The organism is Dongshaea marina (genome assembly GCF_003072645.1).
Taxonomy (GTDB): Bacteria; Pseudomonadota; Gammaproteobacteria; order Enterobacterales; family Aeromonadaceae; genus Dongshaea; species Dongshaea marina.
Genome location: NZ_CP028897.1, coordinates 3,750,621 through 3,771,552, shown reverse-complemented (window position 1 = coordinate 3,771,552; position 20,932 = coordinate 3,750,621). Strand labels below are relative to the sequence as shown.

The following is a 20,932-nucleotide window of genomic DNA, read 5'->3' as shown; positions in this document are numbered from 1 at the left end:
AGAGTGGAGGTGGTCAGTTTTACCTTGGCTGTGCAAACACGGTGACAGTGGTTCCCTCAATGGGGGCGGTACCAGATAATCCCGATTGCTGAGCCTGACCGTTGGCATTGGCAATCTCGGTCCAGCTTCCAGGGGGCAACTCAATAGAGCGGTTACTGCCGCTATTGTAGACCACAAACAGGTTACTTTGGTCTGACGGAGATGTGATTGTGCCTGTGATTACCTGCCCGCCATAGCTATCGGGACGAGATACATTGAGGTACTGAGCGATCTGCTGATTACTGTTCATCCTAAGGCCAGGATGAGAGCGGCGCAGCTCAATTAAGGTCTTGAAGTAGTTGAAGGTGCTGGCGTTGAGCGCCTTATCTTTCCAGCGGATCGCATTGAAGCTATCCGGGGCATTATAAGTGTTGTGAGTTCCTCCATATTGCCCATAGTTCCAGGCTGAGGCGTTCCACTGCTCTCCCAGCTTGGTTTTACTGCGCAGGAACTCATCCCCGGCGTGGATAAAGGGGATCCCCTGGCTGGTGAGTACCATTCCCATCCCGAAGTTGACCACCCGCTTGGCGTAGCCCAGATCGGCGGGAGGGGTTAACGAGAGCACCTGATGGTGCTTATTTTGCTGCACATTTGATGACAGGCTGAGGTAGACCTTATCCCACAGGCCAAAGTTGTCGTGTGCCGAGATGTAGTTGATGCTCTGTTCCGGATCGGCGGCGAAGTTTCGAAACCAGGTGCTGTTGCGGCTATCGTTGGGGTTATAGGCTGAACCTCGAAAACCATCATAGATAGGCCAGCCGGGCTCTGAGGCGTTGAGCTGATTGAACATGTAAGCCTTGCGTGTATCATCGTTAGAGCCTTTTAGCGCCTCACGGTAGGCCCCATTAAATACCCCAACATGGGCATCCGCCAGTTGATGGGTAGTGCCATAGCGTACTCGCTGAGCTTCCTTCTCATCATAGGCATAGCCGTTCCAGGGCTCTCCATAGAGCAGCAGCTTGCGCTCCGGGAATTTAGCGTTCAGGTAGTGCCCCCACTTGGCAACCTGATTGGTGGAGAAAATACCGATGAGGTCAAAGCGAAATCCATCGATCCCATACTCTTCAACCCAGTACTGCAGCGAGTCCTGGATCATCCGGCTCACCATGGGAACATCCGCATCTATAGAGTTGCCGGTTCCGGAAAGATCGGTCGGGGTATAGTAACTGGGGCTGATGTTTTCAAACATGCTCTTGCTAAAGGTGTGGTTGTAAACCACATCCATGATCACCCGGATCCCTGCTTTGTGAAATTCGTTGACCATGGTCTTAAATTCACGGGCCCGGGCTTCATAATCCGTGGGTACTTTTGAGTAGCGATCTTCGGGAACATTAAAGTTTCTGGGATCGTATCCCCAGTTATAGCAGGGATCAGAATCAGGCAGGCCATCACAGGTGGCAAAATCAAATACCGGGAGGAGCTGAACATGGGTGACTCCCAGCTCTTTGAGGTGATCCAGGCCGGTTTTTACTCCCTGGTAGCGGGTCCCCTGTTCCACCATCCCCATGAATTTCCCACGGTTGTTCGCACTGACTCCGGAGCTTGGGTCAATGGTAAAATCCCGAACATGGGCCTCATAGATGATGGCATCTTCGCGTTTTGTAAGGGCTGGTCGTGGAGCCCAGCCCCCTTCGGGTTCGGTGCGGGACATATCCATCACAATATTGACTGCTCGATCACCACTGCCGGGTTTAGCCATCTTGCCGTAGGGATCACGAACCTCTATCCCGTTGACCAGGAAGGTGTATTCCGACAGTGCAGCAAGATTAGAAACCTGGGTTTGATAGATATCCTGGTAGCCGTTAAAGTCAGCCACCTTGTGCATGGGGTACTCTTTGCCATTGACCCGTACCTGCACATCCGCATAATCGGGAGACCAGAGTGAAAAGGTGGTTTTGTCTTTGGTGTAAACGGCACCAAGGGTTTGAACTGCATCTTGCTGGCAGTGTACAACCTCGGTGGCCTTGATGGTATGGGCGGCGCTGTTAAAATCGATCAGGTAACTCTTATAGGGGTTACCTGGTAGTCACTGCCTGGATAGCTTTCACTCCAGTCGCCGAATCGGTCAATTTTAAAGCGAGGCGCTCCCCCGGCATCACCGTTTTGAAAGCTTTGGCATGTCTGATACTCATCAGCTGAAACTTTTTGGAGTGGGGTACTACTCCATTGATTAGCCGTTCCTCTGAAATGCCAGTCAGTCATTGCCGGAGAACAGAGAAACAAAACTCCCAGAAGAGGGAGAGGCGATATTTTCATTGATTGTTTTCCTTGCATAGTTTTTATGAGATAGTCATTTCATACCTGATGACGTGGCTATCCAGCTAAAATCCGGCAGACTAATTTAAAGCGAATACATTAATCCCCAGACTTTCCCCATAAACAAGCTATAAGCAGCTTCACAATAGCAACTGCTTTTATTTAATCCCTTATTAATCTCCACTAGAGTCGTGACTAATTAAAGCTCTTCTTCAAACCATGGTTTGGATTTACAACCTAAGGTATTGCAATATTAAAAGTCAACTCATTTGTATCATCTCCCTGCTGTGTTGAGCTTTATCTTTCAGAGAGTGGTAAATCTTTATAATCTATAAGTGTGATCGGGATCTCAATAAGATTGTAATTAAATCGAAGTAATTGGTTGAGATTGAAATTATGCGTTGCGAATTAAGTCTGATGGCCTCGATAAATAGTGTGATATGGCTCAAGGATTCGGTGTAAAAACTATAAATCGATTGAAATTCGATCGTCTTGTATGGGAATGTTAAGCGGTTAACTTGGTGTGGCCGAATCTGAGTTTGATATAGAGAAGCTTTACTGAACATGCACACAGTGGTGGTGGCTGATAATGTTTAAGATGCAACGTAATTTGAGTAATACGTTCTTTATTTTGCTGAGCATGCCGGCAACGGCGATGGGTTTTGCCTTGTCGGTACAGATATCTGCGTTAAGCTGGATTCTGACGACTCAATATGGACTGGATATTCATCAGGTTGGCCTAGTGTGGGCCGCAGGTCCGATCGCCGGTATTCTGGGGCAGGTGATCGTTGGGATCATCAGTGATAATGTCTGGTTTTGGAACGGCCGCCGTCGTCCCTTTATTATCATCGGCGGGGTGCTTGCCTCTATGATGTTATTGGCTTTGCCCAATATCGACGTGGTCTCATCCTCCCTTGGGATCACCGGGCTAATGGGGATAGCCATTGCCATCGCCCTGACCCTGGATCTGTCTATTAACGTCAGTTTTAACCCGACTCGGGCCATCATTGCCGATGTGACTCCGGAAGGAGAGAAAAGAACCAAGGGTTATACCTGGATGCAGACCGTATCCGGTACCTTTGGTGTACTGGCTTATGCTATCGGAGCCATCTGGGGAAATCATGCCCTCATCTATTTTGGTGCCGGTTTAGTACTGGTGCTGTCAATTCTTCCGGCCCTGTTTGTCAAAGAGCCAAGAGATCTGGCAACAGAGAAGCCTGAGCCTGAAGCTGTCAAAAAAGATCACGCATCATTCAAAACAATTCTTTTAAATATCAAGCCATTGTGGGGATTTATTCTTTACGATATCTATGCGATTGGCTTGCACCTGTCGGGGATCAAGACGGATCACTACTGGGCTGAGCTGATCGCCCTGGTGCTCATCATCTATTTTGTGGCTCGAACCCTGTTTGCCAGTGAAAAGAATAAGAGCCCGGTCGAGGCAGGGATCATCGGCTTTCGTAAGGTACTCGCAGCCCACTCCTTTAGCTGGATCGGTGTGCAGACCATGTTTGTATTCATCATCGCATTTCTTCAGGACAAGATGCCGGGAGCTGGAAGTGAAGAGCTGGGGCGTATTATCGCGATAAGCTTCCTGATCCTGAGCGCTGTCGCGGCGGTTCTTCCGGCTCTGATCCTGGAGCCTTTGGCAAATCGGGTGGGCCGGGCCAGGGTACATACCTTCTGTATTGCAAGCATGGCGGTTGGTTATCTGCTGGTGAGTCTGTTTGGTAGTCATCTCTATGTCTTATATGCCCTGATGGCAGTACTCGGCATTGGTTGGTCCGCAATTATCAGCCTGCCATTTGCCATCATGTCTGAGAAGGTCGAGCAGTCGCGGATGGGGCTCTATATGGGACTGTTTAACCTGTCGGTGGTTCTTCCTCAACTACTGGTAAGCCTGGGGATTGGCCTGTTCATAAGCCGGGTTGCCGATAAGGGTGTGGTTTTTCAGATAAGTGCCGCGGCCTTGGCTGTTTCAGCGCTGGCCTGGACCCTGGTTTCAGATAAAAAGTCTGTAGCTCAGACCTTGGCTGTCAAACAAGATAAGGCTATAAATTCCTCTGGGATGGCTGGGGAGCAATAATAACAGGCTGGCCCATCTCTATTTATTTAAGTGGTGGGCTTTGACGGATGGTTTGTAACGTTTCTTATTACAACTTTAATCTATAGGTTTTTGATTTATTAAGGAGAGCAGATTATAGGTTGTTTGTTTCTTAATAATAAAAATAAGCTCGGCGTATATTCTGTTCGACCAGGATGGTAGTCGATTAGCCTGTCTGAGCGATACAAATAATGCCCTTATAAAGGAACTATTCTCGACTCAAAAGAGAGGAGAGGGGGCACTTATGTCAAATCAAAGGATGTTACCGGGAAGTCAATTCTAATCATTTGAGATAGTTAGTGTCTTTTAATAAGGATTTGAAATGAATAAAAAATATTTATCATGCATGATCTCTGCTGCCCTAATGACATTTTCGACGGCTGCTTTAAGTCAGGAGCCTGCTGCGCCAGATTATCAGGCACAGTTACAACAAATAAAAAATGATATGGCACTGATGCAGAAAAACTATCAGCAGCAGATAGATAAGATCAGCCAACAGATCAAAGAGTCTGAGCAGAAGAAGGCGGCTCAAAGCACTCCCCAGCCAGCTAAAGCAGCTGCAAGTTCAGATTCTCAGGTGCTTGATACCCTCAAGCATTTTGCCTATGGGGGTTACTTCCGCTCAGGTTACGGGGTGAACCAGTATGGGAATAGCATGTCGGCCTTCCAAAACCCGGATGCCCCAACCAAGTATCGTCTGGGAAATGAGCCGGATACCTATGGGGAGCTGGTTCTGGGTTATAACAGCCTCACCAAGCCTGAAACCGGAAAGCCCGACTGGAAAGCCAGGGTGCGCCTTGCCTATGCCTATACTCCGACCTCTTCGGTGCAGCATAAAGAGGACACCAGCAACCTGTGGATCGCCGAAGCCTATGTGTCGGCAGATAATGTGCTGACCGGTGATCCCGGAGCCTCTTTCTGGGGAGGTCAGCGTTTCTATCGTCTGGATCAGTCCCAGATCAACGATTTCTACTTCCTGGATATGAGTGGTGTGGGTGCCGGGGTTGAGAACATTAAGCTCGGGGACTTTGGTAACCTGGATGTGGCCTTTATTGGGGGACCGGATATTCCGGCCGATGCGACCAGTGAGTATCTGGGGACCGATCACGGTAATCTCTCCAAGAGTAACCTTGATTTCAAAATCAATGACATCAAGATGGGGGACACCCACAGTACCCTGTGGATGAACCTCTCCTATGCGCCAGGGGGCTCGGCAACCTCTTATAACACAAATACCGGAGCTTCCGGAACCTATGAGACTCAGGCTGCCAGTGGCTTTGGTGTTGGCCTGATCAACTATAAGGACGATTTCTTCGGTGGCAAAAATACCTTCGCACTCCTGTATGGCCAGGGGTCATCGGCAAACTTTAAGGCGGGCACCGATCAGTTAACTCTGAGTACAGGGACTAATCTTCAGAACTATGATCTCGGTAAGGCTTATGCAGTCCGAGCCCTCAACTTCTTTACTGTACCGCTCAGTAAGCAGTGGACCCTGACCACGGTCGGTATCTATCAGCATGATCGCAATGGCAATATCAGCCAGGGGCAGGGACATACCCGGGACTGGTTCTCTTTTGGCGTTCGCCCAACCTATATGTTTAACCCAACTTATGGTTTGTCGTTTGAAGCAGGGGCGGATTATGTCAACACGGATCAGAACCTGAGTCAGGCCGATAAGCGCAGTGGAACCCTGGGTAAACTGACGGTTATGCCATTTATTCAGCTGGGAACCAATACCCAGCTTCGCACCTACCTGACCTATGCGATGTGGTCTGATGCCTATAAGAGCCCTTCTCCTGTGACCGGAGGGGGAGACGCTTATGGTGATGATAACTCGGGCTTGAATGCCGGGGTACAGATCACCTCCTCCTGGTAATCTGTTGCAACTTATGGATGAGCCTGCCGCGAAACGGCAGGCTTTTTAGTAAAAGCGTGGAGGATTTGATCTGGCTCAATTAAGGCTGGAGCCCTGTGCTGTCCAGCCCTTTGGATGCGGGGTATAATGCTAAGAATTGACGAGAAAAAGCTTCATCTGAATATTAAGCTCTGTTGATGTCTCACATTTAGAAACGCCAACAGAGCCTGTAATTGAGCACACTCCGGGGGAGAATATGGAACTGCAATCACTGGCGAGCGATAAACTGGAATTGATCCTGGGGATGGTCGAAAGTCTTCCTGCAGAAGATCGGTTTGAACGCTTGCTGGCCCAGGTACGGGAGACCATTCCCTGCGATGCAGCAGCCCTGCTGCGTTATCAGGATGGTATATTCTACCCCTTGGCGATTGCGGGCCTGGTCCCACAAACTCTTGAGAAGTGCTTCGCGGTAACCGAGCACCCGCGGTTGGCCATCATCGCCGAAAATGAATCGCCGACCCGCTTTGATGCCAGCTCATCCTTGCCGGACCCCTACGACAAGCTGGTGGCTGGCTTTGATAATCTACCCAATATCCATGATTGCATGGGGATCCCGCTTCGCAAAGAGGGCAAGCTGTTGGGAGCCCTGACCATGGATTCGATCACCGCAGGTTGTTTCGATTCGGTGGCCGATACCCAGCTTGAATCGGTCAGTGAGGTTGGAGCGGCAGCGCTGCATCTGGCGCTGCACATGAGTGAGCTGGAGCAAAAGGCCAGTGAGTGTGCCGATGACCTGTGGAAGCAGTTCAACAAGCTCTCGTTACGCGATGCGACCGATGCTTTTCAACGGCGCTTACTGACCCTGGCGCTGGAAGACGCCGGGGGACCTGGTCTGTTGCCGCTGGTCGCTTAGGAGTGGATCCCGGAAACCTGCATCGCTTAGCCAAGCGGTTGGGGATGAAATAACTGCATCTGATTTTAAGGGAGTCAGCCCCGTGAGTTGGGGGATTACCAGATCAGCGCTTATTTGAGGACACTGGCTTTATATGCACCAGTGTATCTAACCTGTATTTTTTTGATAGATGCTTCCCGGTGAACTCAGTAGCCTTGCAAACCAAAGCGGGCTGACTCGGAACGTTTCGTTACCCGGGCCAGGCTTTCGGACAGGTCTTCAAATAGGTTACAAGATGATTATTTCAAGCCCCATGGATTATAGGGAAGCGGCCCATCGCCGTCTCCCTGGTTTTTTGTTTGATTACATTGATGGTGGTGCTGGCACTGAAGGCACGATGAACAATAACGTACGCAGTTTGCAAGATGTCTTCCTGCGTCAGCGAGTGCTTGCCAGTGTTGGTGTACCCTCCTTGGAGTGCGAGATTCTCGGGAGTCGATGGGGATTGCCCATAGCTCTTGGTCCAGTCGGAGCAACGGGTATGTATGCCCGCCGTGGAGAAGTTCAAGCGGCACGTGCCGCTGCAGAAAAGAAAATCCCATACACCTTATCCACCGTGTCTGTCTGCTCGATTGAAGAAGTTGCTAAGGGAGCCGGCGGTGAGCAATGGTCGCAACTTTATGTCATCAAAGATCGCGGTTATATGCGAAATTCCCTCGAGCGAGCTTGGAACGCAGGGATGCGTACCCTTGTTTTTACCGTTGATATGCCCATTCCCGGATCGCGTTACCGTGATCGACATTCCGGTATGTCTGGCCCCTGGGCAACAATGCGTCAATATTTGCAAGCTTTAAGCCATCCGAGCTGGGCCCTTGATGTTGGATTAATGGGCCGACCGTTATCCTTCGGTAATATCGAAGCCTATACCGGCCATAGAATGAGTATGGATGACTACATGGGTTTTCTTGGGGCCAACTTTGATCCTTCGATTGGCTGGTCTGATCTGCAATGGATTCGCGATGAGTGGAAAGGTCAATTAATTTTAAAGGGCTTATTGGACGTGGAAGATGCCCGTGAAGCGGTTCGGTTTGGCGCCGATGGCATCATAGTATCTAACCATGGGGGACGACAGCTTGATGGTGCGATCTCTACGGCTATGGCTCTGCCTGCTATCGCGGATGCTGTTGGTGATGAATTGACCATATTGTCGGACTCAGGCATCCGGTCTGGCCTTGATGTTGTACGCATGTTGGCCCTGGGAGCCAAGGGAGTGCTGCTAGGGCGTGCTTATATATATGCTTTGGCGGCAGGAGGTCAGGCCGCAGTATCTAATCTGTTAGAGCTATTTGCGGCAGATATGGTCGTGGCGATGACAATGTCTGGAGTTAAATCACCGAGCGAGATCAGTCGCGCCAACCTGGATCTGATTGAGCGAGAGTTCTCAGGTGAATAGGTTCATAACAGCTATTGGTTCCTTTCTATCAGATTGCAGCTGTTGAACTTAAGGCTCAAGCCCAAGATGTAAGACTACAACATTGGGTTGAGCCTGCTTCTGGTCACTGAATGAGTGGCTATGGCGAAGGCGAACTCCGGAGATCCATCATTACCAATGATCCATGCATCTGCACCGGTCACTTATGGATACCAGAAACTCCGGGATTTAGCCTTTATAGCAGGCCATGATCTCGGCTTCGGCGGCCTGCCTGTCTGCCCAGCCCTCGACCTTGACCCACTTGCCTTTTTCCAGCTCTTTATAGCGCTCAAAGAAATGGCTGATCTGTGACTTGAGGAGCTCTGGCAGATCCTGGATATCCTGAATATGGCTATACAGCTGGGTCAGCTTGTCGTGAGGCACTGCGATGATCTTGGCGTCCTCTCCCGACTCATCCGTCATCTTCAACATTCCAATCGGGCGAGCGCGAATGACCGACCCCGGTTGCAGGGGTAGGGGGTCGGAACCAGCACATCGACGGCATCCCCATCGGGTGAGAGGGTCTGGTTGATGTAACCATAGTTACAAGGGTAAAACATAGGGGTCGCCATGAAGCGATCAACCACCAGGGCACCGCTGTCTTTATCGACCTCATATTTGATAGGATCCGCATTTTGCGGAATTTCGATGATAACATTGATGTCTTCGGGAAGTTTTTGTCCGGCCGGAACCTGATTCAAGCTCATGATCTCTCCTTGTCAGATGCTATTGTGTTTCGTGTCGATGCCTGACTCCCGAGCGAATTGGCGGATGGTGTCTTTGCGGCACGACGAGGAGTCATTATACTCCGCTTTTTGTAGCAAAACAGGGCAGCGGTTTCACCCGGGGTTAAGGTTTTAGGAACAATTATGCGTATTCATATACTTGGAATTTGTGGCACTTTCATGGGGGGCGTTGCGGTACTGGCAAGGCAGCTGGGTCACCAGGTGACGGGATGTGATGCCAATGTTTATCCGCCCATGAGCACCTTTCTCGCGCAGCAGGGGATCGGGATCATCGAAGGGTTTGATCCGGCGCAGCTGGATGATGGACCAGAGCTGGTGATCATCGGCAATGCGATGAGTCGTGGGAACCCATGTGTGGAGGCGGTCCTCAACCGCAACCTGCCCTATTGCTCAGGTCCCGAGTGGCTCTCCACCAATGTGCTTCAGCAGCGCTGGGTGCTGGGAGTGGCTGGCACCCATGGCAAAACTACCACAGCAACCATGCTCACCTGGATCCTTAAGTTTGCCGGTATGGCGCCCGGATTTTTGATTGGCGGTGTATCCGAGCAACTGGAGAGCTCGGCTGAGCTTGGCCAGACCCCATTTTTGTGATAGAGGCCGACGAATACGACAGTGCCTTTTTTGATAAGCGTTCTAAGTTTGTCCACTACCACCCCCGTACCCTGGTCCTGAATAATCTTGAGTTTGATCATGCGGATATCTTTGATGATCTTGGGGCGATTCAGCGCCAGTTTCATCATCTTATTCGCACAGTGCCCGGCCAGGGGCAGATCCTGTGCGCCGATGCCGACAGCGCGCTGCAAGAGGTCCTGGAGATGGGCTGCTGGACTCAGGTTGAGAAAGTCGATGGCGATAGTGCCCGCTGGCAGCTGACACTGGATCGTCCAGACGGCCGGGAGTTTTCTGTCTGGCTGGATGGTGAGAAGCTTGGAACCGTCTCCTGGGGAATACTCGGGCGACACAATGCCCATAACGCCTTGATGGCGATCGCCGCGGCGCGCCATGTGGGAGTGCTCCCTCAGCATGCAATAGAGGCATTGTGTGAGTTTCAGGCACCAAAGCGGCGGCTGGAACTGCGTGGTGAGCATAACAATATCTTGGTCTTTGATGATTTCGCTCACCATCCAACGGCGATTGCCGCGACCCTGGATGCGCTCAAATCTCCAGAGGGGAGAACGATTGCGGTGCTGGAGCCCCGCTCAAACACCATGCGCCAGGGCAGCCATAGAGATACGCTGGCTGGCTCTTTGGCTCAGGCCGATGAGGTCTATCTGTTTCAGCCCGATGGGATGAGCTGGGATCTGCAGCAGGAGGTAGCCAACCATCTATCCTGTGCCCGGGTATTTAATGATCACCAGCAACTGTTGCAGGCGGTGCTGGAGAATGCCCGTCCGGGGGATCGCATCGTGGTGATGAGCAATGGCGGTTTTGCCAATATGCCCGAGCGGATTGTCTTGGGGCTGGCCGGTTAGCAAGTGACATTTGGGGAGCGAATTTCTCCGGTGAGGGTGTTATAATCGCCGTTTCCCCCTTATTTGGTTCAGGTCAAAACCTGGAGAGTAAAATGAAGCATAAACTTGAGGTGATGATCCCTCAGTCCGAGATTGAGGCGCGTGTTGCTGAGCTGGGTCGTGAGATCCAGGAGCGTTACCAGGATACTGAAAACCTGGTAATGATCGGTCTGCTGCGTGGTTCATGTGTCTTTCTTTCCGATCTTTGTCGTCAGCTGGAGCTGCCGGTGACACTCGATTTTATGACGGTGTCCAGTTACGGAAACAGCATGGAAAGCTCTCGGGATGTTCGTGTCCTCAAGGATTTGGATGACGATATCAAGGGTAAGGATCTGCTGATCGTTGAAGATATTATCGATACCGGCTTTACCCTGGACAAGGTTCGGGAGATGTTACTGCTCCGTGAGCCAAAGTCTGTGACTATCACCACCCTGCTGGATAAGCCAAGCCGCCGTGAGACCCAAGTTCCGGTCGACTGGGTTGGTTTCACCATTCCGGATGAGTTCGTGGTGGGTTATGGCATCGACTATGCGCAAAAGTACCGCAACCTTCCCTATATCGGCAAGGTGATCCCTCTGGATTAAGCGCCGAGATGAGAGCGTAGCAAGAGCGGCTCTCAACCTTGGGGAAAGTTTGTGATGAAAGGGCCAGGCTCCGGGGAGTCTGGCCTTTCTCATTTGAGAGCCTGGTGCATCATTTCAGAGCACTTGACCACAGTTGCTTAACGAGGGCTTCACGGGTGCCTGAACCCGCAGAGGCACCGGCATCGAGCTTACAGGGAGGTATTTACTGGGCGGACTTAAGTGATATTCAGGCACCGATAGACCCAATTGAAACGATCTGCTAAATAGCTGATCCTATTACTGCTACATCTATTGATGTGTGCTGGCAGACAGGCTATGAATCCATCCATGGAAGCTCCACCGCGTCACCCATGACGCAGAGGGTCTGCTCATTCACAATTCAATAGCTGGCTCAAGTGATCTACTATTTGGAACAGTTATTTAGATTACAGCTCATCTTTAACTGGTCAGTGTTCAGCGAGATAATCGAATCCACTTCATTATTCACAATAGGATTAATAATACTCACTTAATATCTGTTGATATGTTGCAGAAGCTAATAGTTGACTAAGAGCTGTATTGATTTTATTCATATTATTAAGGCCAACAGCCTTGCTGCAAACCAGATATCTGTCATTTGTCTTTGGAGCATCACGGATGGTAAGGATCTTGACCTGATCTCTGATATTTTTATTGTGTTTCAGTATCCACCTTGCTTCAATTGGAGCCATCAATGTGTAATCGACCCGATTAATTGCCACCATCTTCGCCATGTGTGCCGTCCTTGTAACCTCTTCACCTTTGACGAAGTTTAAGATGTGCGATTTCACACTATATTCAGTCATCTTATCGTCGTACCATTTCCCATATGAAAAGCCATTATATACACCCATGGTGAGCCCGGAGGTGAACAGCGCCTTGATCCCCGGGGTTTGCGGCAGTCGGCTGGCCTTGTGAATATTGATCACAATGGCCATAGGTTTTTCCACCAGAAGGGGATGGCTGCTGTATAGATAGAGCTTCTCTCGTTTCGTTGTTTTATAAATACCGGGAACACACCCGTGCACCTCAGGAGAGAGTAGCTCTCTCATGATTCTTCGAAAGGGCCTGATCCTGAATTGATAATCGATGCCGGCGGACTTTAATGCCTGCTTGGTTATATCCACCAAAATACCAGATGCATCATTTTTTGAGATAAAGATCCGATATGGGACTCGATCGTAGTAATAAATCGCGATGGGTTCCTCGCCAGGCTGCGAGCCGATTTGTGCACCAGAGGCCGGGGTGATACACCCCAGCAAAGAGATGAACAGTATCCCCAACCGGAAAAACATGTTCAAAATTACATCTCAAGGTTGTTTTTCATATCACTATCCAAGCAGTTAACAAAGATGCTGTCCAGCAGGCGTCATCAATTCATTCATGAGGGGAGATCAGGTATCGCTGATACAGAATTATTGTCTGAGAATGAATCGTTAGCAGCTCAGGAAAGTAACAATTTTCTGGATTAACCGGGGCCAGCCCTGTTATGGATAGGATGATAGCCTTTTCTCCGATATGATCGGTGAGGCTGAGCTGAGTAGGGCGATGGCTTGGTGAGCTGGTTTTACATTTTTGAGGTGGTCATGGAGGTGGTATGGGGTTATCAGTGATGCTTCAGGGGACGGCATCCGATGTGGGTAAAAGTATCCTGTGTGCCGGATTGTGCCGGATATTTCATCAGGATGGCTACGCCTGTGCTCCCTTCAAGTCGCAGAATATGGCTCTTAATTCCGGGATCACCGCCCGGGGGAGGAGATGGGCCGGGCACAGCTCCTCCAGGCTGAGGCCGCAGGCATTGAGCCCGATGTGCGAATGAATCCGATTTTGCTTAAGCCGACCGGTCGCAGTGGTGCCCAGGTGGTATGGATGGGAAGGGTCGTCAGCCAGATGGAGCCTGCGAGTTATCACGAATTCAAGCCCAAGCTACAGCGGCAGATCCAGCAGGCGTATCAGGAGCTGGCCGGTGAGTTCGAGATCATGGTTCTGGAGGGGCGGGAAGTCCGGCCGAGATCAACCTGCGCGATCGCGATATTGTTAACATGGGAATGGCGAAGCTCGCCGATGCCCCTGTGTTGCTGGTGGCTGATATCGATCGTGGTGGTGTGTTTGCCAGTATCTATGGCACCCTGGCACTGCTGGAGCCGGGGCTTCGCCAGATTGAGGCGCTCACCAGTGTCCCTGTGCTTGGGGTGATCCCCTGGATGGAGCTGGCGCTTGATGATGAGGACGGGGTCGCTCTGCAAAGTAGAAAAAGCGCTGCATATCCGCACAAACTTTTGGATATCGCGGTGATCCAACTGCCACATATCTCCAACTTTACCGATTTTAACCCCCTGGAGGTACAGCCGGATGTTCGGTTACGTTACGTCAGCCACAGGGATGCGTTGGGGGAACCGGATCTGCTGATCCTGCCGGGCAGCAAAAATACCCTGGGGGATCTGAGTTACCTGTACGAGTGCGGTCTTGCTGAAGAGATCCTGGCATGCCACGGCCGGGGGACACCGATATTTGGGATCTGCGGGGGATTTCAGATGCTGGGGCGGCATATTATCGATGGGGTTGAATCCTCGGTATCCCGGATGGATGGGTTGGGATTACTTGACTGTGAAACCCGCTTTGCCAGTGAAAAAACCACGACCCGTGTCATCGGTACCCTGAGCCCTCAGCTGACGGGTCTTTTCAGCGGGTGCCGGGAGTTGGCGGTGATGGGTTATGAAATCCATATGGGCCAGACCCGTTGCGGGCCCGCAGCCCAAGCTTTTAGCTATTTAGAGCGGGGTAATGGTCAGGCGATAGAGGAGTGCGAGGGAGCTATCAACCCTCAGGGTACGGTTGCCGGAACCTATCTGCACGGGGTGTTTGATAATGATCTCATGACCCGGGCCCTGCTCAATGGGTTGCGCCAGCGCCGGGGAATGGAACCCCTGGATAAAGAGGGTTTCTGCTATCAGGAGTTTCGTCAGCAGCAGTTTGATCAACTGGCGGACTGTATGCGTCAGCACCTCAATATACCGAAAATTTATCAGTTGATGCGTGAGTATCAAAAGCCTTCTTAGATCTCTTCAGCTCCAGAGCCTGAATGATTGAAAAGTCCTCATGAAATTTTAATTTCCATATTTTTCGAAATACTGTAGCATACGGTGCAGTTATAAATAGATGGGTGACGAGAGATGAATGCGCTAGAGATATCTCAGTTGCGAAAAACTTATAGTAATGGTGTGGAGGCTCTCAAGGGGATCGATCTTACGGTCGCTGAGGGGGATTTCTTTGCACTGCTGGGGCCCAATGGTGCGGGAAAGTCCACCACGATCGGGATCATCAGCTCCCTGGTGAACAAGAGCTCGGGCACGGTCAAAGTCCATGGCTATGATATTGACCGGGATCTTGAGAAGGCCAAGAAGCAGATCGGGCTGGTTCCACAGGAGTTTAATTTCAACCAGTTTGAAAAGGTGCGGCAGATTGTGGTGAATCAGGCGGGTTATTACGGAGTACCCCGTCATGAGGCAAAAATACGCGCCGAGAAATACCTTAAACAGCTGGATCTGTGGGATAAACGGGATGAGCAGGCAAAATCCCTGTCCGGGGGAATGAAGCGGCGGCTGATGATCGCAAGAGCCCTGATGCATGAGCCACGCTTGTTGATCTTAGATGAGCCTACCGCAGGGTAGATATCGAGATCCGTCGCTCGATGTGGACCTTTTTGCAGGAGATCAACCGCTCCGGGATCACCATCATACTGACCACTCATTATCTGGAAGAGGCCGAGATGCTGTGCCGGAATATCGGGATCATCGATAAGGGAACCCTGGTAGAAAATACCAGCATGAAGCGGCTGCTGGCAAAGCTGAGTGCAGAAACCTTTCTGCTTGATCTGGGAAGTACCCCGCAAACCCCGATGCAGCTTGAAGGATATCCCTGGCAGATGGCCGATCCCAAGACCCTGATGGTCGAGGTTCGAAAAGAGCAGGGGCTGGGTCCTTTGTTTGCTCAGCTCAATCACCAGGGGGTTGAGGTGTTGAGCCTGCGTAACAAGAGTAATCGTCTCGAAGAGCTGTTTGTGAAGCTCGTAGAACAGGGGAGAGGCTAGATGGATTGGGTTAGTTACTATATCGCTTTCAAGAGTATTTTGATCAAAGAGATCTCCCGCTTTACCCGGATCTGGGTGCAGACCCTGGTGCCACCCGCGATCACCATGTCTCTGTATTTCGTGATTTTTGGTAATCTCATCGGCTCGCGTATCGGTACCATGGATGGCTTTAGCTATATGCAGTTCATCGTGCCGGGCCTCATCATGATGTCGGTGATCACCAACTCCTATTCCAATGTGGCATCCTCTTTCTATAGTGCCAAGTTCCAGCGCAACGTCGAGGAGCTGCTGGTGGCTCCGGTGCCCAACTACATTATCATCGCAGGTTTTGTAGGAGGCGGGGTGACCCGGGGGTTGTTGGTCGGGCTCATTGTGACCCTGGTCTCTCAGCTGTTTGTGCCACTGCAGATCCATCACTTCGGGATCATCATCACCACGGTCTTTTTGACCTCGGTGCTGTTTTCTCTGGGGGCTTGGTGAATGCCATTTTTGCCAAGAGCTTTGACGACATCAGCATTATTCCAACCTTTGTGCTGACTCCGCTGACCTACCTTGGCGGGATCTTTTACTCTATCTCGCTGCTGCCGCCCTTTTGGCAGCATGTCTCAAAATTTAACCCGATCATCTATATGATCAACGCTTTTCGCTATGGTTTTCTCGGGGTAAGTGATGTCCCGGTTTCGATGGCGATCGGGATTATTCTGGCGGTGATAGTCGCCCTCTATGCCCTGGTGTGGTTTCTCATCCAAAAGGGGATCGGCCTTCGCTCCTGAGCTTAGTACTTCATTTCAGAGCATTTGACCTATGTTGTTTAACGATCGCTTCACGGGTGTCTGAAATATCATTTAGGCCCGTTGCCAGCATGGACGTAGTTGCTTAGCAACGTAGCGAGAGCAATGGACTGCGAATGGGAAGAGGCTACCAGGATGGTAGCCGCTGGCGTCGAGCATACAGGGGTAAGTTGCTTCCAAAGTAACGCACGCGAGGTAGGATGCCGAGCTGGAACAGAATCTCATGGAGGAGATTCGGATTCACTGCGTGGCCTCAAATGATATTCAGGCCGCGGCAAACCAATTGAAACGATCTACCAGGATAAGGGAGCTTTCAGCCAAGAGAAAGCTCCCGATTCATCAAAAACTCTTATGAGCTCCAAGCTATCTTCTCTCTTCCTTCGTTTCGTGAACTTCAAGCGATTTAGACGGTTAAGTTTCCAAAGTCCCATCAGTTAGAGAGGCCATAGCCAGAGGGCTATACTCTCTAAAGGTAAAGCTTCACAGGCTATCCTTTGATGTTCAGATCCCTGCTGTTAACCCTGTGTATCCTACTTGGCTCCGTGCGCGGAGTCGCAGCCGATCCTATTCGCGTGGTTTTGCTTAATCCTCAGGGCGATCACTGGTTTTGGGAGATGATCATAGATTTCATGCAGGCTTCGGCCGATGATCTTGGGATGGAGCTCGAAGTGCTCAACTCCAACAGAAATTATCACCTGACGATCCGCCAGGCCCGGGAGGTGGTTCAACGTGATGACCCGCCGGATTACCTGATCACAGGTAATGAAAAAAGTATCGCCGGTGAGATCATCCGCATCTCCGATCGGGCCGGGGTGAAGGTATTTCTGTTTAATAACGGCTTCGTTTCTCGTAAGGCGATTAAACCCAGGGATCGCTATAAAAACTGGATAGGTGAGTTTATCCCCGATAACTTCTCCGCAGGTTATCAGATGGGAGCGGCACTTATTCAGGCAGCCCTTGATAAAGGGTTATATGCCAAAGATGGTAAGGTTCATCTTGCTGCCATTGCCGGTGCAGATAAGACCCATGCCTCCACGGAGCGGGTCAAGGGGTTGATGAAGGCTATTTCGGAGCACAGAGACCAGGTTAGGCTATTGGAGCTTACTTCCGGGAACTGGACCCAAAGCAGGGCTTATAACATAGCCGGCTCGATCTTTAGCCACTATGGCGACGATATCCAGGCATTTTGGGGCGCGAACGATACCACGGCTTTTGGGGCGATGGAGCAGGCACAGCAGCGTAATAAGACTCTGGGTAAGGATATCCTGTTTGCCGGCTGTGGTTGGTACCCTCCTGCAATAAAAATGGTTAGCTTCGGGACTATGCTGACCACTGTGGGTGGGCACTTCATGGATGGGGCTGGGTGATGGTGATGCTCTATGATTACCATCACGGCAAGGACTTTATCGACGATCCGGTAAAATCCAGGATGTATCCGATTGATCGCAGTAACGTGGATAAATACATCCAGATCTTTGGCAGGCAGCAGTGGCAGCAGATCGATTTTCGGAAGTTCTCTAAGGTGCTTAATCCCAATATTAAGCAGTATGATTTCGGATTGGATGCGGTACTGGCCCAGTTTCCCGAAGTGAAACCGCAGGTCGATGAAAGCTTTTAAGGCAAGTCGCTCGAATCGTCGAGCGCCAGATCCCAAGGGACTGCTATGAATAAGGTACTACTAATTGGCATTGTGCTCTTTGGGGTATTCCTGGGCCCGGTCAGTTTTGCCAAAAGTACAGTGCTGGTCATCGAGAGCTATCATGGAACACTTGCCTGGGATCAGGAGTATAAGCAGGGGCTGGAGGCCATCCTGGGGCAGGAGAATCAGCTAAGCTATTTTGAGCTCGATTCGAAACGGCTACCTGAGGCAGATTATCAGCGGCGGGCGGAGCTGGCATGGCAAAGGTATCAGGAGCTGAAGCCGGAACTGGTGATCCTGGGAGATGATAATGCCCTGCGCCTTTTGGGAAAGCGCTTTTTAGCAACCAACACCCCGGTGGTCTTTTTGGGGATCAATAACAACCCCAGAGATTATGTCCCCCTTGGACGAAATATCACAGGGGTATTGGAGCGTCCCCTGATCAAGCGTTCCATGGTCAGCCTGTTTCGCATCGATCCCGGGGCGAAGCGATTTCTCATCTTGTTTGATAACAGCGTAACCTCCAGGATTTCGGTGAAAAGTTACTTTGGTGATGAGAGTGAGCTCAGCGACAGAGGGGTTTCAATTACTCTAAAGCTCATCGGTAACTGGGAGCAGTGGCAGGAAACTGTGCTCAGTGCCGCAAGTCACTACGATCTCATTGTGATCGGCATCTATACCTCGGTGTCCGATGAGGGGTTGCATATTCCATCCGATAAAGTTCTGAGGTGGACCTCGGCTCATACCCCGGTTCCCCTGTTCGGCTTTTGGGATATTTCGGTCGGTCCGGATAAGGCGATGGGCGGCCTGGTTTTATCGGGCTATGAGCAGGGACGCGAGGCGGGGATTATCGCTCGCGAAATTTTACGAGGGGCTACCGCCGCGTCGATTCGACCCAGAGTTGCACAGAAAGGTTACTACCTGTTTAGTAAGACCCAGATGAAAAAGTGGGGTGTTGAATTACCCGTCGGTATTGCCCAGGTATCCAGTTTTGTTGAGTAGTAACGGCAGGTTTGTTAGACCCGGATGACGTTTGTTAGTCTGAAACGGCAACCGGGCCAGGAAGAGCTTAACGAATAAACTCTTCGATACTCTGGGTGATCCCCTGGCTATCCAGCCCCAGTCGCTCCAGGATCTGCTGTTGAGACCCCTGCTCAATAAAGCGATCCGGCAATCCTAAGTTGAGCACAGGTTTGACCTGGCCCTGCTGGAATAGAACTTCATTCACCGCTGAGCCTGCACCACCCATGATCGCATTTTCCTCAAGGGTGACCAGGTAGTCGTGGGTTTGGGCCAGCTCCTTGAGCAATGCCTCATCCAGAGGCTTCACAAAGCGCATATCCACCAGGGTATACCCGGCCTCTTTGGCAACCGGCTCTGCCTGCTGTAGCAGGGTACCGAAGCACAGAATGGCAACCTTACTCCCCTGATGGCGAATAATCCCCTTGCCTAATTCTATGCTCTGCATCTGGGGTTCACAGGGCTGGCCATTGCCCTGTCCCCGCGGGTAACGCACGGCAACCGGCCCCTGCAGCTGGTATCCGGTGTAAAGCATCTGGCGGCACTCGTTCTCATCGGAGGGGGTCATCACCACCATATTAGGGACGGTACGCAAAAAGCCTAAGTCAAAGGCTCCCTGGTGGGTCGGGCCATCGGCACCGACAATTCCTGCGCGGTCGATGGCAAACAGCACAGGCAGGTTTTGCAGAGCAACATCATGGATCAACTGATCATATGCACGCTGCAGGAAGCTTGAATAGATGGCGACCACAGGGTGATAGCTCTCGATCGCAAGCCCCGCAGCAAAGGTGACAGCGTGCTGTTCGGCGATGGCCACGTCAAAATACTGCTCAGGATACTCCTTGGAGAAGCGAACCATTCCTGAGCCTTCACGCATCGCAGGGGTAATGGCGGCTAATTTGGGGTCCTGTGCCGCCATGTCGCACAGCCAGTCGCCAAACACGCTGGAGAAGGTGACCGATTTTCCACTTGATTTCGGAAGCTCCGCCTCGTCGGGATCAAAGCAAGGGACACCATGGTATCCGATGGGATCCTTTTCTGCGGGCTTGTAGCCTTTCCCCTTGCGGGTGATCACATGCAGCAGCTGAGGTCCCTTGAGCTGGCGCATGTTTTTGAGAGTTTCGATCAGACCATCGACGTCGTGACCATCGATCGGCCCTATGTAGTTAAAGCCAAACTCTTCAAACAGGGTTCCAGGGACAACCATCCCCTTGAGGTGCTCCTCGGCGCGCCGGGCCAGCTCACGAACCGATGGCATAGAGGAGAGAACCTTCTTACCGCCTTCGCGGATTGAGGAGTAAAAACGCCCGGACATCAGTTGTGACAGGTAGCGATTAAGGGCACCGACATTCTCGGAGATCGACATGTCGTTATCGTTGAGTACAACCAGCATATCCGGGTGCAGTCCACCGGCGTGATTGAGCGCCTCAAAGGCCATTCCGGCGGTCATGGCCCCATCACCAATCACGGCGGCCACCTTTCTGCCGGCTCCCTCTTTCTCTGCGGCGATCGCCATCCCAAGGGCTGCACCGATCGAGGTACTGGAGTGGCCGACGTTCAGGGTGTCGTAAGGGCTCTCTTCCCGCCAGGGAAAGGGGTGCAGTCCATCCAGCTGGCGGATCGTATGCATCTGCTGGCGGCGTCCGGTGAGGATCTTATGGGGGTAGGCCTGGTGCCCAACATCCCACACCAGACGATCGACCGGGGTGTTATATACATAGTGAAGAGCCACCGTGAGCTCCACGGCTCCAAGGCCTGATGCCAGGTGGCCACTACTGCGACTAACGGAGCGCAGCAGGAACTCCCTAAGCTCACTACAGAGCTCAGGCAGGGCATCTTTGGGAAGCTCTCGCAACTCTTCGGGAGTATTGGCAAGCGCCAGCAATGGGAAATCTGCAATATCAACTGTCATAAAC

At 51.3% G+C, this 20,932-nt stretch carries 13 protein-coding genes and 4 pseudogenes; 13 read left to right on the top strand and 4 right to left on the bottom strand.

Annotation, left to right across the window (positions count from 1 at the left end; genetic code table 11):
- Window positions 1-19 precede the first annotated feature (19 nt).
- Window positions 20-1,864: an alpha-amylase family glycosyl hydrolase gene (locus DB847_RS17620; protein WP_199911611.1), complete on the bottom strand. Its 1,845-nt coding sequence runs from the start codon at window positions 1,862-1,864 to the stop codon at window positions 20-22.
- 1,020 nt (window positions 1,865-2,884) lie between these two features.
- Here DB847_RS17620 and DB847_RS17615 point away from each other — a divergent pair.
- The 4 genes from DB847_RS17615 to lldD all read left to right on the top strand — a co-directional run bounded on the left by DB847_RS17615 (window position 2,885) and on the right by lldD (window position 8,599).
- The gene (locus DB847_RS17615) at window positions 2,885-4,381 is read left to right on the top strand and encodes an MFS transporter (protein WP_108651883.1); all 1,497 of its coding nucleotides are present in this window, start codon (window positions 2,885-2,887) and stop codon (window positions 4,379-4,381) included.
- Between the two features lie 340 nt (window positions 4,382-4,721).
- Complete coding sequence (locus tag DB847_RS17610; protein ID WP_108651882.1) at window positions 4,722-6,275, top strand: carbohydrate porin; 1,554 nt, start codon at window positions 4,722-4,724, stop codon at window positions 6,273-6,275.
- Between the two features lie 235 nt (window positions 6,276-6,510).
- A complete protein-coding gene (locus DB847_RS17605; RefSeq protein WP_108651881.1) occupies window positions 6,511-7,167 on the top strand; it encodes a GAF domain-containing protein in 657 nt (218 codons plus the stop codon).
- Between the two features lie 274 nt (window positions 7,168-7,441).
- Complete coding sequence (lldD, locus tag DB847_RS17600) at window positions 7,442-8,599, top strand: FMN-dependent L-lactate dehydrogenase LldD (protein ID WP_108653009.1); 1,158 nt, start codon at window positions 7,442-7,444, stop codon at window positions 8,597-8,599.
- 207 nt (window positions 8,600-8,806) lie between these two features.
- Here the strand turns inward: lldD and ppa are convergent.
- A pseudogene (ppa, locus tag DB847_RS17595) lies at window positions 8,807-9,324 on the bottom strand (inorganic diphosphatase).
- Window positions 9,325-9,486: 162 nt separating this feature from the next.
- Here ppa and mpl point away from each other — a divergent pair.
- Together mpl and hpt are read left to right on the top strand one after the other, a co-directional pair.
- A pseudogene (gene mpl, locus DB847_RS17590) lies at window positions 9,487-10,835 on the top strand (UDP-N-acetylmuramate:L-alanyl-gamma-D-glutamyl-meso-diaminopimelate ligase).
- A 92-nt stretch (window positions 10,836-10,927) separates the two neighbouring features.
- Window positions 10,928-11,458, top strand: a complete 531-nt coding sequence (hpt, locus tag DB847_RS17585; protein WP_108651880.1) for a hypoxanthine phosphoribosyltransferase — start codon at window positions 10,928-10,930, stop codon at window positions 11,456-11,458.
- A 494-nt stretch (window positions 11,459-11,952) separates the two neighbouring features.
- Here the strand turns inward: hpt and DB847_RS17580 are convergent, their stop codons facing one another.
- Window positions 11,953-12,771 carry a substrate-binding periplasmic protein gene (locus DB847_RS17580; protein ID WP_108651879.1) on the bottom strand — a complete coding sequence of 273 codons (819 nt, stop codon included), beginning with the start codon at window positions 12,769-12,771 and terminating at the stop codon, window positions 11,953-11,955.
- 302 nt (window positions 12,772-13,073) lie between these two features.
- On the opposite strand from DB847_RS17580, the gene DB847_RS25145 reads away from it, so the two are divergent.
- From DB847_RS25145 to DB847_RS17550, 7 genes and pseudogenes are all read left to right on the top strand, one after another.
- Window positions 13,074-13,295 (top strand): nucleotide-binding protein, encoded by a 222-nt coding sequence (locus DB847_RS25145; protein ID WP_199911610.1) that lies wholly within the window; start codon window positions 13,074-13,076, stop codon window positions 13,293-13,295.
- A gap of 229 nt (window positions 13,296-13,524) precedes the next feature.
- Entirely contained in the window at window positions 13,525-14,535 is a 1,011-nt protein-coding gene (locus DB847_RS17575) for a cobyric acid synthase (RefSeq protein WP_199911609.1), read from the top strand.
- A gap of 114 nt (window positions 14,536-14,649) precedes the next feature.
- Window positions 14,650-15,566: pseudogene (locus tag DB847_RS17570) on the top strand (ABC transporter ATP-binding protein).
- Window positions 15,567-16,339 (top strand): annotated as a pseudogene (locus tag DB847_RS17565) (ABC transporter permease).
- A gap of 515 nt (window positions 16,340-16,854) precedes the next feature.
- Window positions 16,855-17,724 (top strand): ABC transporter substrate-binding protein, encoded by an 870-nt coding sequence (locus DB847_RS17560; RefSeq protein ID WP_108651878.1) that lies wholly within the window; start codon window positions 16,855-16,857, stop codon window positions 17,722-17,724.
- Window positions 17,724-17,975, top strand: a complete 252-nt coding sequence (locus tag DB847_RS17555) for a hypothetical protein (protein ID WP_108651877.1) — start codon at window positions 17,724-17,726, stop codon at window positions 17,973-17,975. Before DB847_RS17560 ends, DB847_RS17555 begins: the two co-directional genes overlap by 1 nt.
- A 45-nt stretch (window positions 17,976-18,020) precedes the next feature.
- Window positions 18,021-18,998, top strand: coding sequence for an ABC transporter substrate-binding protein (locus DB847_RS17550; protein WP_108651876.1), 978 nt, complete (start codon window positions 18,021-18,023; stop codon window positions 18,996-18,998).
- A 67-nt stretch (window positions 18,999-19,065) separates the two neighbouring features.
- Here DB847_RS17550 and dxs read toward each other — a convergent pair whose 3' ends face one another.
- Entirely contained in the window at window positions 19,066-20,928 is a 1,863-nt protein-coding gene (gene dxs / locus DB847_RS17545; RefSeq protein WP_108651875.1) for a 1-deoxy-D-xylulose-5-phosphate synthase, read from the bottom strand.
- Window positions 20,929-20,932: the final 4 nt, after the last annotated feature.